8 protein-coding genes and 2 pseudogenes are annotated in these 13,387 nt (G+C 56.3%); 7 read left to right on the top strand and 3 right to left on the bottom strand.

The genetic code is table 11. The features are described from left to right. Positions 1-44 precede the first annotated feature (44 nt). Positions 45-491, bottom strand: a complete 447-nt coding sequence (locus VSR71_RS25635; protein WP_342916592.1) for a hypothetical protein — start codon at positions 489-491, stop codon at positions 45-47. A gap of 313 nt (positions 492-804) precedes the next feature. Here VSR71_RS25635 and VSR71_RS25630 point away from each other — a divergent pair, with 313 nt between their 5' ends. The 7 genes and pseudogenes from VSR71_RS25630 to VSR71_RS25610 all read left to right on the top strand — a co-directional run bounded on the left by VSR71_RS25630 (position 805) and on the right by VSR71_RS25610 (position 7,861). Continuing rightward, complete coding sequence (locus VSR71_RS25630) at positions 805-1,230, top strand: helix-turn-helix transcriptional regulator (RefSeq protein WP_342916591.1); 426 nt, start codon at positions 805-807, stop codon at positions 1,228-1,230. A 437-nt stretch (positions 1,231-1,667) separates the two neighbouring features. Beyond that, the gene (locus tag VSR71_RS25625; RefSeq protein WP_342916590.1) at positions 1,668-2,198 is read left to right on the top strand and encodes a TnsA endonuclease N-terminal domain-containing protein; all 531 of its coding nucleotides are present in this window, start codon (positions 1,668-1,670) and stop codon (positions 2,196-2,198) included. After that, the gene (locus VSR71_RS25620) at positions 2,176-4,188 is read left to right on the top strand and encodes a transposase family protein (protein ID WP_342916589.1); all 2,013 of its coding nucleotides are present in this window, start codon (positions 2,176-2,178) and stop codon (positions 4,186-4,188) included. Before VSR71_RS25625 ends, VSR71_RS25620 begins: the two co-directional genes overlap by 23 nt. A gap of 10 nt (positions 4,189-4,198) precedes the next feature. Beyond that, on the top strand, positions 4,199-5,224 hold the full coding sequence (locus VSR71_RS25615; protein ID WP_342916588.1) for a TniB family NTP-binding protein: 1,026 nt from the start codon (positions 4,199-4,201) through the stop codon (positions 5,222-5,224). Then, positions 5,166-6,269 (top strand): TniQ family protein, encoded by a 1,104-nt coding sequence (locus tag VSR71_RS35340; protein WP_428979462.1) that lies wholly within the window; start codon positions 5,166-5,168, stop codon positions 6,267-6,269. The genes VSR71_RS25615 and VSR71_RS35340 overlap by 59 nt, the downstream gene beginning before the upstream one ends. A 281-nt stretch (positions 6,270-6,550) precedes the next feature. Continuing rightward, positions 6,551-6,907, top strand: a pseudogene (locus tag VSR71_RS35335) (TniQ family protein); the annotation flags it as partial. A gap of 144 nt (positions 6,908-7,051) precedes the next feature. Further along, the gene (locus VSR71_RS25610) at positions 7,052-7,861 is read left to right on the top strand and encodes a hypothetical protein (protein WP_342916587.1); all 810 of its coding nucleotides are present in this window, start codon (positions 7,052-7,054) and stop codon (positions 7,859-7,861) included. Here the strand turns inward: VSR71_RS25610 and VSR71_RS25605 are convergent. Next, positions 7,861-8,161 (bottom strand): annotated as a pseudogene (locus VSR71_RS25605) (aminotransferase class III-fold pyridoxal phosphate-dependent enzyme); the annotation flags it as partial. The gene VSR71_RS25610 and the pseudogene VSR71_RS25605 sit on opposite strands and share 1 nt — an antisense overlap. A gap of 375 nt (positions 8,162-8,536) precedes the next feature. Continuing rightward, a complete protein-coding gene (gene avs2, locus VSR71_RS25600; protein WP_342916586.1) occupies positions 8,537-13,150 on the bottom strand; it encodes an AVAST type 2 anti-phage system protein Avs2 in 4,614 nt (1,537 codons plus the stop codon). Positions 13,151-13,387: the final 237 nt, after the last annotated feature.

The following is a 13,387-nucleotide window of genomic DNA, read 5'->3' as shown; positions in this document are numbered from 1 at the left end:
GCATTTTGACGGGACGCACAACGTGCGTCCTGCCTTGTGGGACCTCACATGAAAGCGAAGGCGTTCGCGCGCGCATCGTGCAGCGCGTGATGCTCGCCGCCGTGCACAGCGATGTACTGCGCGAGGCGTTCGGCATCGATCTTCAAAAACACGTTCTCATGCCTCCATCCGCGTGGCAATGGTCCCCCGAGCAAGTGGGTGAGCAGCTCGTAATCACAATCGGAGTCATAGCAGAGCACAGGCTTGGGCTTGAGTGGCACCGCCAACAGCCACGCCAGTAGCTCGCGGCGCAACTGTGTGAACGGCAATGACCGGCCTGGAAACTGGCCGAGTTGGGGCAATACGACGTCGCGCACAAAGTCATTGCACACTGGCCGCTCAAAGTCCGAGCGCTCGCCGTAGAACTCGCGCCCATCCTCACCCACAATCGCCACGCTGATGAGCTGACTGTTCTTGAAGTCAGTGAATTCGGTATCGATGAAGTAGCGCATTTTCCACGGGCTGCGTGGGCCTCTGGTCATCGTTCCGTCAGCACTCCTTGCGGTGGCGATTAGCTCATCGCGAGTCATATTCCGTTCTCCATATACGCCCGCCGATGCGCTTGGCGTCTCGCTGGTTGAGCAGGCTCGAGGGGTGTGAAACTTCACCAGTCCGTCCTTCCTTAAACTGTTAATTTGGTGTTAATGCTTAAAAATCAATGACTTACGAAAATAATTGTACTTGGCATACGGCCTGACATGTAGTTCAATAGCTGCGGAGTACCGTCTGTATGTTGTACTAAGTGCCTTCTCCGGATGCGACCTCATGAGTAGTCCATTCACTACTTTTATCCGTGACTTACGTTTGCGTAGTGGGATGCGCCAGCATGAGCTAGCCAAGCTGCTGGGATACGAGCAGGCCTACGTGTCCGCCATCGAATTGGGCACCAAGCCGCCTAGTGATGAGTTTCTGGGAAAGCTCGGCACAAGCCTGTCCCTCAATGAGCGAGACAACTTGGACATGCGGCTTGCCGTGGAAAAATCGAGGCGGCGATTTGTCCTACCGGCGGATGTGCCAACCGAGACATACCTGCTATGCCATGAGCTTTGGGCGAAGATTGACCGCCTGTATCCGGCTCAAATCCGAGCCTTACGTGAATTGGTAAGGATTGATGAACTTCTTGCGGATGAGCCTACGTACGGTCCGGCACGTTTGCGCCGACGTAGGTCAAAGGAGGATGCCGAAATGTAAAAACGGGACAAACCTTGGCGGCTTGCCCCGTCGCTGACCTCGCTTGGAGGCCAATACTTCTGGTTGGCGCTTGAAGTATCCCTCCTCGCTGTCGGTCGGTCAAGGCCGTCCATTTATCGATCATCGGTTAGCTACGGCTTCGCTTTGGGGATAACAACCCAAGGGTGGGAGTTCTTACGCCCAAAAAGCCGGAGTTTTTTGGCGATGCCCTCGCATGGGTGCCGCCGGCCGCTGGTCGCCTCGAAGAAAGCGATTAGGGACCTGTTATGGCAGACCAAAGCTCGCCTACACCGCATATCCCGGGGAGGCATCTTTTCCCCTCCCAACTTCCATATCACAGCACTCGTAACCCTGTGCGACCGTCGGGGCGTGGATTCAGGGGGAAATTCGCCTCGCGCAAGATGCGCCGAATGGTGCGGTGCGAGAGTCTCCTCGAGATGCACTGCCTCTACCTCGCGGAGTTCGCTCGCAATATCGCGGCCTTCGACGAGCAGCCGGTGTCGATTTCCTACTTGTGCAATGGACACCGGCGGCGCTATACGCCTGACTTCAAGTTCCTTTGGCAAGACGGTCGAGAATGGATCGTTGAGGTCAAGCCGGCGGAACGGCTCAGCACGCCGGAGAACACAGAGCGATTTGCTGCAATCGCCAGTCACTTTGAAAGTGCTGGCACTCGCTTTGTCGCACTCACTGAAGAGCAGATCTGCCATTCCAATCGATCTCAGTTGGTTCAGTACCTCCTGCGCATGCGCCCTATCGAATCCGAGCATCACGACCCACGCGGCCTGAGGTGGCAAGGTCGATGCGCAGCCAGCTTCGCTGATGCGGCACAAATACTCGGGGGCCCTGAGAAGGTCGTAGAGGCATTGGCCCGTCGCGATCTCGTCTGCGACCTTCACCAGCCATTAACTGCTCAAACTGTTGTTCGAGCATTTGCGGAGGCCGATGATGACGCGCTCTTTATTTAAGCAAGGGTCCATTCTCGCGATCGATGATGTCTACCATCGCATCGTCGAAATCATCGGTGACCGTTTGCAACTACGCGCTGCCACTGACGGTGCACTGCACGAGTACTCGAGTCAGGAACTCCTGATCTTGTACGAGCACTCCCGTCTAAAGGTCACAGCTCTCCAGCACTTTCCAGCGGATGGCGACGGGCGTTCCAGTCCGGTTTCTATCGAACGCAGTCTGGCGGACTTTTCCGATCCGATACGAATCAAGGCCATTCGCAAGTGGAAGTACCTTACGGCGATCTGCCCAGACGGACGGATCGGACTTGGTCGAAAGGCTCTGCGTGAATCGATTCGCATGTGTGCTGAAGAGATCGAGCCAGGAAAGAGGCCGCCAGCGATTGCAAGCTTCTATGCCTGGCGCCGGCGATGGGTGTTTGGCCATTTGGACATTCGGGCCCTAATAGACAAATGGGAGCTTCGCGGACAACGGCCACGCTCGGAGTACCCCGAAGCACTTCGCGAACTAATCAGCGAGGGTATCGAGAAGGTCTATTTAAATGAGCAGCGCGAGACAAAGGTGGCACTGCGAGATTGGATAAATGGAAGAATCAAGAGGGCAAATCTGGCCAGGCCGCCTGAAGATGCGTTGCGGGGTGTATCGATGCGACTGATTAACAAGTTTCTTGATCAATACGAAAGATATCACGTGCTAAAGCGTCGCTATGGCGAGCGCATTGCAGCACAGCAGCTCAGCATGTTTGGTAGCGGACCGGAATGCGCGCGGCCGCTGCAGCGTGTCGAAGTTGATAATACTCCTTTGGACGTCCTTGTTATTGACGAAGCCACCAGACTTGTTCTCGGGAGACCATGGATCACCGTAATGATTGACCACTATTCTCGCATGGTGGTTGGCTTCTATGTGAGCTTTCGGAAGCCCAGCGTCGAATCGGTACTTCGCTGTCTGCGTCACGCTATGCTCCCTAAAACGTACATGCGTGCGAAGTACCCTGAAATTAAGGCAGATTGGCCTTGCTTTGGATTGATCGAGCTAATCGTATGCGACAACGGCCTTGAATTTCACGCGAATGATTTAGAGGCCGCGTGCGCAGATATTGGGACACATCTCCTCTACTGTCAGCCACGCACTCCTCATTTAAAGGGAGTCATTGAGCGCTTCCTAAAAACACTCAACTACAACTTCCTCCACCTCGTTCCAGGCACGACATACTCAAAGTACGAAAAGCGGCTTGGCTACGACTCAGTTGCCAAAGCTGTTCTTACCCTAAGCGAACTTCAACTTGTCCTCCACAAGTGGATCGTGGAGGTGTACGGTGCGACATACCACAGAGGTATCGACGGTGCCCCTTTACAACGATGGCAAGAGGGTGTGGAAACGGATGCTCCTGAACTGGCGCCTGATCCGCAGCGCCTAAAAGTATATCTGGGACAAGTCGAGAGGCGACGGTTGGATTCGAATGGAGTTAAATTGAATAATCTGCGGTACACATCGGACGCACTTCAATGCATTCGAGGGGACAAAGTGGCGCTAGAAGTCACGGTCAGATATAACCCGGATGATCTGGGGACTGTGCATGTTTTGGATCCAAAGCGCAAGGAATATGTTGTCGCGAGCTGTACGAGGCCGGCCCTCGCCAATGGTCTCACGATTGAGCAAAATACCTTCATTACTCGAAAAGCGCGGAAAAACTATGCGGCATTGCCTCTACACGACGGCATGCTCGCTGCGAAGCTCGAGCTGCGGGAATATACCGAGGGCCTACTGCTGACTCGTAAGCCAACAGAGTCTCGTAAGAAAAGCCACCACGCTGCGGCCAAGGAGGCGCTACGGCGGCACGCTGAAGCATCGCCGGAAATCTCGGATGCGGATAAACAGACCCATTCCGGAGAGACAAGTATTTCCGATGACGTTCTGTCGTGGCTGGCCGAGCAAAGCTTGTCAAGCTACGAAGTGGTATCCCGCAACGTTGCAGGCAGGGAAGGCTGAGGAGGCAACCATGATCGCAGAAGCGAGCAACGACCGACCAAAGCATTCCTCCGTGATACCTCCGGGACAATTGGGTGATGATATGTTCCATAGTGGTACCCGGTCACTTCGACCGGCCGATGTAGCAGTGTTTGAGTTTAGGCGGAAGCTCATCCGGTACCCAGCATTTTCGGCAGCCATACAAGCGATTGAAAGGTGTCACCTGTATGGCCGTCATCTGATCGAAGAGCCGGATTGCCTTCTCATTACCGGTGTATCGGGTGCTGGAAAATCAACGCTGCGTAAGACATATGCGAGCCGATATCCGCAAGAGGAACTTGAGGATCGCACGGTCCTACGTGTCTTGGAGCTAGAACTCCCTTCGGCGCCAACAATAAAGAATGTCGCCGAGAGAATACTAATGACCTTCGGCGATCCCTATGCGGATAAGGGGTCCGCGGAGAGCAAGACGGCACGCATAATCACATTGTTCAGGGAGTGTCGCGTTGAACTCGCGATTCTGGACGAGTTCCAGCAGTTCGTCGACAACTCGGGCAGCAAGATTGAATATAAGGTCGCCGACTGGCTCAAGCAGTTGATCAACGCTACGCGGGTTCCGTTCGTGCTACTCGGTTTGCCTCGCTGCAAGCGGATTCTTGAGGTGAACGAACAGTTGCGCCGTCGGTTCCTTCCTCAAGCTAATCTGCCAGCATTCTCCATCAGTACAAGGCGGGAAGCGATCAAGTTCGCGGAATTCCTTAATACGCTTCATTCGCAAACACCGTTCAGTCGACGATCCGCTTTCATCGAGCCAGCGGTCGTCCCTCTTATGTTCTATGCGACCAATGGGCTCATTGACTATCTTATGAAGCTGACCAGTAATGCGCTATCAGTTGCGCTGGAAGAGGGGCGTAACTGCATAGATATTGATGTGCTAAGGCGAGCCTTCGAGAGCGCGATATGGTGTCAGGTTGATCGGGAGAACAATCCGTTTGATAGTGCCTTCGTACCCAGAACACTTAACAGAACTGGTGAACCGTTCAGTGGCTACAACTGAGGAACCGCGTCCAGCGAAGCTCCTAGTCCGGCCCCGGCCGGACAAGGGTGAAAGCCTATTCGGCTACATCCATCGGGTGGGGGAGCTGAACGGTCTGACCTCGTTGCGCTGGATTTCATCGATGCTGAGTGAGGCGGGGCTGTCCATCCCTGACCATAAGGTTCAGTTACTCGCGGAATCGGTCGGAATTGACCCCGAGCACCTGTCCACTCTGACGTGTAGGCCGATAGCGACTCAAATGGCGAACACCCTGCTGTTCATGGATGCATACGTGCCGGTAGCACTCTTTCGGAAACAGCGATCTGCGATATGCGTGGAGTGCTTGCGAGGGCGAGATGCGACGCCAGCTGTCTGGGACCTTCGTTTGATTTGCGTCTGTGTAAGGCACCGGCGTTGGTTGATCGATACATGTCAGAAATGTGGCTGCGCGCTCAGCTGGCGTCGCAAAAATTTGCTCCGATGCCGATGCGGAAATGACCTTACGCGCAGCATTCAGAGTAATTCCGAACCGCCTGAAGCTGTATTGCTCTTTACGAAAGCACTGGAAGGTGAACTCAGAAGCGAACTTCCGTTCGCCGAGGAGGCCGCTGTAAGGTTTTCGTGCTTCACAAGGGGGAGGCTGATTGCTGATTCCATCGCGGTATTTCAACAGGCGAGAAGCTACGTTCTGTGGTGGTGCGACCAAGAAAAAATGGAGGTGCCGCGATCTACCTCTAGTCATTGCATTGACATGGCAACAGTCCTGACCATGTCACAGGTATTGATAGACTGGCCGGCGGCCCTCCATGCTGAGTTGCGTCGGTGTTTGAAAACCACCCAAGCGGAGAATTATGAATCTGCTTTGATTAGCAAGAACGAACTTATACTGACGATCATTCCGCTACACCGGCTGCCCCGTCATTTCAGAGAGGTAATGGGGGATGGGTGCGTGAAATCAGCTTATCTACAGTTCTGCGAGCAACATAAGATCGCTGCCAATGATTATCGGAGGCGCAGCGGTCGCCCGAAACGCTGGACACAATTCCCCACCTACAACGGCGGGTAAGCATACGACTCTATTTACAACTAAAGTGAAGCAAAAATTGGAGGAAGTGCTGGCGGAGCCGGAGCGCCGGCGGAGGTGGCCAACGGAACCAAAGCTCGCCTCGATCGTGGTGCGCTAGCATAGCGATGAACCCAACCAGCTATTCCATGAGACAAGCTGTACCAAGTCGGCAGCCTCTCGGTGGTCAGTGCTGACGAGGAAGTGCTGCCGACCTCGAGCTGGATGGACGAGCGCTGACCTATTGCGAAGCGTTAGCGATTGTATTGGTCGGAGGCAAAGATATGCGACTATTGATTCGGCCATTGCCGCTGGCCTATGAGTCGAGGCAAGGCTATGTCCTTCGCTTGAGCTCACTGAATGGGTTCGATCATCCTCGATGGTGTGTACATCTCGCGAGCGCTGGCGATGAAAGAGTCGGCCAGGGTGTGTCATTGAGCGTTCTCACGGGACACGACAATGCTACGCTATCAACGTTGCGCGGGCCGATATTTGGTCTCGGTCCAATAAGTACGCACGATAGTGGCAATGTGGGTTCAAGATACTGGAACATGCGCTTTCAGCGCTATTGTCCGATCTGCCTGCAAGAGGAACGATATCACCGCGCAATTTGGGGATTGACATTTGGGGTTGCTTGTCACGAACACGCGGTTTGGTTACGCGATGACTGTCCCGAATGTGGGCAAAGCATACGATGGACGGGCGCACCGCTCGGAAGGTGTTCATGCGGGGCTCTACTTGAAACCGCAGCCGCGTTGCCGTGCACCGAGAATGCAGTCGCCTACGTGCAGCTATTAGCCTCCACTTTGTATCCCGGTTCGAAGACCACGCAAGCATTAGCACCGCGACTGAGAGCGCTTAAGGTCGAACAGCTGCTTCGCCTCACCTGGTTCATGGGAGCTTATGCCATTCGGAAAAAAGCTAAGGCACAGAAGATTTCTGGCGTCATGCACCTTGACTACGCTGTGTCCATGGTTGAGGCAGCCGCCGTTGCACTTTTTAATTGGCCGAGCGGTTTTCGCTTCCTGCTAGATGAGCTTGGTGCTCGGAGTGACAGCGCAACTTGCGGCAACAAACTTTCAGCGTACTTTGGGCGCTTTTACCATACCCTGTACAAGAGTTTTCCAGAACCGTCGTTTGCGTTCCTGCGTGAGGGATTCGAGGATTACATCGGAGATCACTGGTCTGGCCAACTGGCTAAACGCAACCGGAGGTTTTCGGCAGCATCGCGGGAGTCGCACGAATGGATTTCTATCAAGGAGGCTGCCAGGGTTTTGCGCACGCGAACCGCACGAGTGAAAGAGCTAGTTGAGACGGGGCAGCTCGTCGGCCGGTTTTTCTCCACGGCAAAGGGGCGAAAAATGGGGGCCGTTCTCAGGGACAGTGTCAACGCGGCGGTTGCACGCGAGGCAAGGTTGGTCACACTGCTCGAAGCTAGGCAGATATTGGGGCTCTCTAAGAAGTGCCTGTACAAGCTGATTGCCGAGGGACGCCTCCGAGCGGTTAGGGGGCCGAAGGTAGATGGATACCCGATATGGCAGTTTGAAAAAGGGGCTCTCGCAGAAGCAACAAAAGTAATGACGGCAACCCGTTAGTGCTCAATCGCGAACAGGTTGTCAGTGCAGCAAAATCCAGTCTTCGACTCGTCAGCGATCAGCAGAATCCCATGCCGGTCGCAGACCTTGCGTAGCGCCTCGATAAACGCTGCCTGCGCCACGTTGAGACCGCTCTCGCCCTACACCGGCTCGAAGATGATGGCCGCTACACGTTGCGGACCCACGTCAGCCTTGAATTGGGTCTCCAGTGCCTTGAGTAAATCGACCAGCGATACGCCATGGAGTGCACGCGGATACGGAGTGTGGAAAGACCACGGCCCGAAAGGGACCAAAGCCGAGGTACCACACAAGCGCGAGCCTTGGGGGTGACGCCGACAACATGACGCCAATCACGCATCGGCAATGGAGGCGGCGGCCAAGAGCAAGTTGGCGCAGAACACGGCTAGTCAATTGACTAACCAATGCTCGACGAATCCGCCGCACAAAGAAAAAAAGCCCCGCAAAACGCAGGGCCTCGAAGAAACGGGGGCTTGAGCCGATTGGAATTGAAAAGCCAAGCTTCCGCCCGGGTCGCGCCCCACATAGATGGTGAACCAACACTTGTTGGTCGAGCCACCATGATATCCCCGATGCTCACATTTGTCGACTGAGCTTCAAGTTGACGTACTACTGGTGATCCAGTGATCGCCCCCTCGAGGTGTCTAGTTGGAGGTCTTAAAAATCCTCGTCGAACGACTCAATTTCATTGAACGAGTATCGACCTATCATCCTTACGCCGTCCCAGATGAAGAGGCCATAAAATGACCTGCTCGCATTGAGGTGATAGTCCGGAGATCCTTCAGCATCAGTCTTCTCGCCCTGAATTGCCCAGCAGACGGCTAAGTCATGTGTCTGGAGCACGTTTTGCAAGTCCTCCCTTCTTACCAAGAATGCGGATGGGGTAGGCACGTTGGCGGCAGGATCAAATGCCACGACGGTGCCCGCCTTATTGATATAGGTTGCTGAGACTCCGCTCCACTCGGCATTCAGAAGCTCCAGCAGTCTTTCGGTGGGCACGCGCAGGGAGATCGTTTCCGACGTCACAGAACAGTCGAATCCACCTCGCTCACGTGCATAGCCCTGTGATACGGCAATAGCAGTGATCTCCTCCGGGTCGGCATCACCTGCCCATCCTAGGTGTGAATAGTACGGATTATTAAAGAACTTCGAAGCTTCTGACCAGCCGATTTCACCGAGGAAGATCTCGTGTAGGCCGCCGCCATGAACACCACGGCGAGCAATCTCGCGAGCCATTTCCTTTCTCATGAGCTTGCTGACGTCCTCATGCTTCACCAGAGCGCCGTCGGCGTGCATCCAGACTTCGCGCCGACCATCTCCGAAGGAGTCCTCATAGGCTGTCCTCGGCATGATCCACTTGATGTCCGTGTGCAGGTTGACCCACTCGCTGTGTGAGGGTTCGTCGCGGCTGAAAAGCAAAACCTCGGGCCGAGGAATGTCGTCTGTGATTTGGGCCCAGGATTTGGCCGCGACGCCAGCATGCCAATCGCGCATACCGGTGGGAGCCCAGAAGGCGGAGGGCGAGACCAAGTCGTCTTCGTCATGAATTGGAGCCTGCATGACGTTCGACGGATCGATGTCGCGTACGTCATCCTGCCAACTGCCCTGGTAGGCGCCCCCAATCTCTTTCGACGTCGGCTCCGCGGTGTACTGGTAGTGATCGGCCATGAAGGCAAGCATCTCGTGATACGCGATCCACTGGTATTTCTTGCCGATGCGCTCAGGTTTGGCCGCGTCGCGACCGCGGCCCTCTATGTTCTGATCAAACTGTCCGAAGCGTTCCGAGGTCCAGCCCAACTCGAAGACCCGTCCCACGACGTAGCGTTGCACCAGCTTCAGATCGAACTTAGGTGGAAGCCGCATCGAGGAATCATTGGAGATCGCATCCATGAGGGGTGAAAAGACGGTACCTTTCTTCTTGCCCAACATATCGAGCAGAAGGCTCCGAACCATACTCAGAATCTGCTCGGCCTTGCTGGGTGACCGAGCGGCCTTGTCGTCAGGCTGTTCAGGGATCGCTTGGCGCTTCTCCATGCGACGGCTGAGGCGCTCCAAGCTGACGGACCGTGCAGCCGCCCGGAAGAGCTCCCACCCTTCGCGTTCGCCCTCGGTGAGAGTCGACACCGCGCGTTCAACTTGCAGGTCGAGCGACATCCACTGAGGTTCATCTAGGCGGAGCGACAGCCAGTTGGTTGACCACGAGTTGGTGCCGATCACATAGCGGCCGAAGTCGTCGTCCATGACGGAGCTGCGGATGCGATGATGACCCCAAGAGAAGGTCTTCGATGTATCGGCGGTCCATGTGGGAGCAATAGCGTCGATTTCGCTCTCGGTTGGGATCTTTGGCCAATCGCTCGCGTAGGGCGGTTCGATCTTGGGCCACAAGGCGGAACTCGGCTCCTTTCGCAGGTGCGCGGCTCTCTTGATGATGCCCTGCGCGTACTCGCGCAGCAGCAGGTGCGGCCGAGGTGGGCCGGCTGCAAACACCTTGGCATGCGTCCGATCTGCAACGGCGCTGACCCCCGCCGTGTCCATGGTCCTCATCGTCGCGCCATATGCGGCTGCCAGCGTGCGCTCCGCGACGTAGGCATCGTCCGCATCGCAGAAACGCTCAATCAATTGTTCGATGACAGTCGGTCGCCAGGTAAGAACTCGGACGAGCGCTTTGGTGGCGTGATCACGAAGGAAACGGTTCGACGATGGCAGCAGCCAGGCGATGATGTATGCCGCGAGCTTGGCGGACTCGTCTGTGATCTCGGTGTGTGGCCACAAGCGGTTCGCCCACTGGAAAAGGCGATCGACTGCGCTTTGTCGCGCCCAGAGGCCGTGCAGCCCGATGGTCCACCATGCGTCTCGCTCAGCCATGCTGCTCTCGCGAAGCAGACCGTCCGTGAAGTTGGCGTTCAACGGGTGCTCAGGAATGGTCGCCAGCGTCACGAGCGTGTCGATGACGTCTTCGATGTGCGACGCCTTCAGACTGCGCAGGTAAGTCACAGCCTGGGGCGTGACGGCCGCAGGATCTCGCCACACAATGCTGTTCAAGAAGATGCTCGGCGTGAAATGCTCTTCGGCGAGCGCCGGCATCAGGGCTACCAGTTCTTGGCCGGTACGCTCTGCGACCAGGATGTGGAGCGCTTCATGGAAGCCGGGGCGCGACCATGTCGTGCGAAGCGCTTCGAGATCCAGCGGGCCTCCAGGCTTGAATGTCGTCGCCGGATCGGCTGCATTTAGATGGAGGTCGAGGAGACTCTCTACGCAAAGATAGTCGGACAGTCGCTCGTAGGCGATCTGGACGACCGTCATGAATCCATTTTCAGCGTCCGACCACACCCTCTCTTCGATCAACAGTCCCTCGCCGAACAGCTTAGCTATCAGCGAGCGGGAATAGTCGCGGCCCGGCAGGTGCGCGTTGACGATGGTCTCGGCGTCGGCATAGCTCAGCCATGCTCGGTGACTTTGCACCATGCGCTTGGCAAGATCCTTCAGTGCGGCAGCAACGGGATTGATGCGGGCGGCATAGTCGAGGTCTCTGGCAGCCTTCTTGTTGATACCCGCGACGTAATTGCCGAATGCCTTGACTACGCCGTGGAAACCTCGCGGTAACCGGCTTTGCCCGGACGCCTGCAGACCTAGGCATAAAGTCTTGAGATACAGCGGGTTGCTGAACTCAGGTGCCAACAGCGGCGTCGAAGGCAGGTCGATACCAAAGTGCTCAAAAAACGCACGAGTGGCGTCAAACTCGACGTTCTCAAAACCACGGTGCTCCAGCCTGACGGCGCCTGCAGTGCCACTCTCTGGCAGAAGATCCTCGGCGTAGGAGCTGCGCACCGAGATGATCGTGCTGATCCAAGACGAGGCCTTGAGTCGCTCTAAGAAGGGTAACAAGTGGGCAGGCCAGAGCTGCCGCCCAGCCCCTTCGTTGATCGCGTCGATGACGAAGAGGACCCTGCTGTTGGCGCGCTGCGCAACGACTTCGAGCGCCTTGACGAGGTCTCTGGCGTTCCAACCGGTAAGATCCAGTTGATGCAAAGCCTGGATCCAAGGGTCGCTGGTTTCCAGGAAGCGCTGACCCATGAGAACGACCGTCGGTCGGCCTTTGTCAAGCCTTTGCTTGGCAAGGTCGCACAGCAGGTGCGTCTTCCCGCTGCCCGCATCACCGGTGAGGATGACAAGGTTGCTGGACGTGGCGGCCCGGAACTGGTTGACATGCGAAAGTGAGTCACTCAAGTCTGAATACAGCTCGCGAAGCGCGTATGAATCATAGTCATAATTCTGACGCATCGCGGCCTTGGCGCAGTCATTCTCCAGCGCAGCCTTCGCAGCCTCACGTTGACGCCGATATTCCGACAGCAGATCGCCGGTGCTTCGCAGCGCTTCGCGCAGCGAATCTCGCAGGCTGCCCATTGGATCTGGGCGCACCGGGTCCTCCGATAAGACTTTGAATTCATCGAGCACGCGATTGCATGTCAACTCCGCCGCCTCGAGCTTGCTAATCAAGGCCGAGTCTGAATCGTTGGTCAAGCTGAACGCATGGCTTCGCATCCGGTCCCTGATGCGTCGCGCCTTGGCTCGGACACCGTTGTAGAACTCGTGCGTGCGACCAAGCGCGTCGAAGTAGTCATTGACAGTCAGCTTGACGTTCAGCTCTGGCGTGTACCGCGGTCCGGCTGCTTCGTGCGCTTCCGACAGTCGGGCTTGGAACCAGGCATCATCAAGATACCGTGTGCTGAAGAAAAAATGGACTAGGCCATCGTGCTGTGGCGTGGCAAGCTCCGTCAGCATCTCATGGCTGCCCCGCCAAATGAACTCGACGGACATGCCGGCGCGCGCGGCCCATCCACACCACTTCGCAACGCGCTCATTCCAGTGCTGTCGCGCGGATTTCGAACGCCCGGTTCGCCCATCCGGAAGATCCAGCGGCACGCAGACGATGAAGCGCGTCAGATTCGGGTGCCCGGCCAGCGCAGTCTTGACGGACTCGTCCAGTTGTACCCATTGGGAGCTCTTCATGGTATCGAAGTACTTCGATTGCCATGCCCACTCCGTGCCGTCCAGATGTACGACATGCGCTTCCACGCCGGAGTCAGGTCGTCCCTTGCGGATGAACCGAGATCCTGGTGGACAGGATGCGCGGGCGAGCTGGGTGCAAAGTTCCTCGAAGGCGTCCTGCTTCGAGCCATTGAGGGGACGGATCGAAGCCCAATCCAGATCCAGAGTTGTTTGAGAAAGCACCATGTGTTGTGAATACATTGCCGCGACAGGAGCAGCCACCTGGGCGCACCAAGAGTATTGCGAAACCGGGGGCGGCAACGCGAAGTCTGGCAGCCGAGCTAGCACAACAACTCCTTGAATGCCTGAGGTATATGTAGAGGGAATTCCCTTAAGGATGGTGTTCAAAACTCATGCGACTTCGGGTACGCATGAAGAATGTTTCCAGCGACAATGGGCGCATGAAACAAACTGACCTTGGCCTGGACCTGAGCAATCGCCGCACGCGCAAGCGCGTGT

Origin of the sequence: Cupriavidus oxalaticus (genome assembly GCF_038900635.1) — a bacterium.
Classification (GTDB): Bacteria; Pseudomonadota; Gammaproteobacteria; order Burkholderiales; family Burkholderiaceae; genus Cupriavidus; species Cupriavidus oxalaticus_B.
Note: the sequence above shows the minus strand (reverse complement) of the source record. Positions and strands in the feature narration are given on the sequence as shown.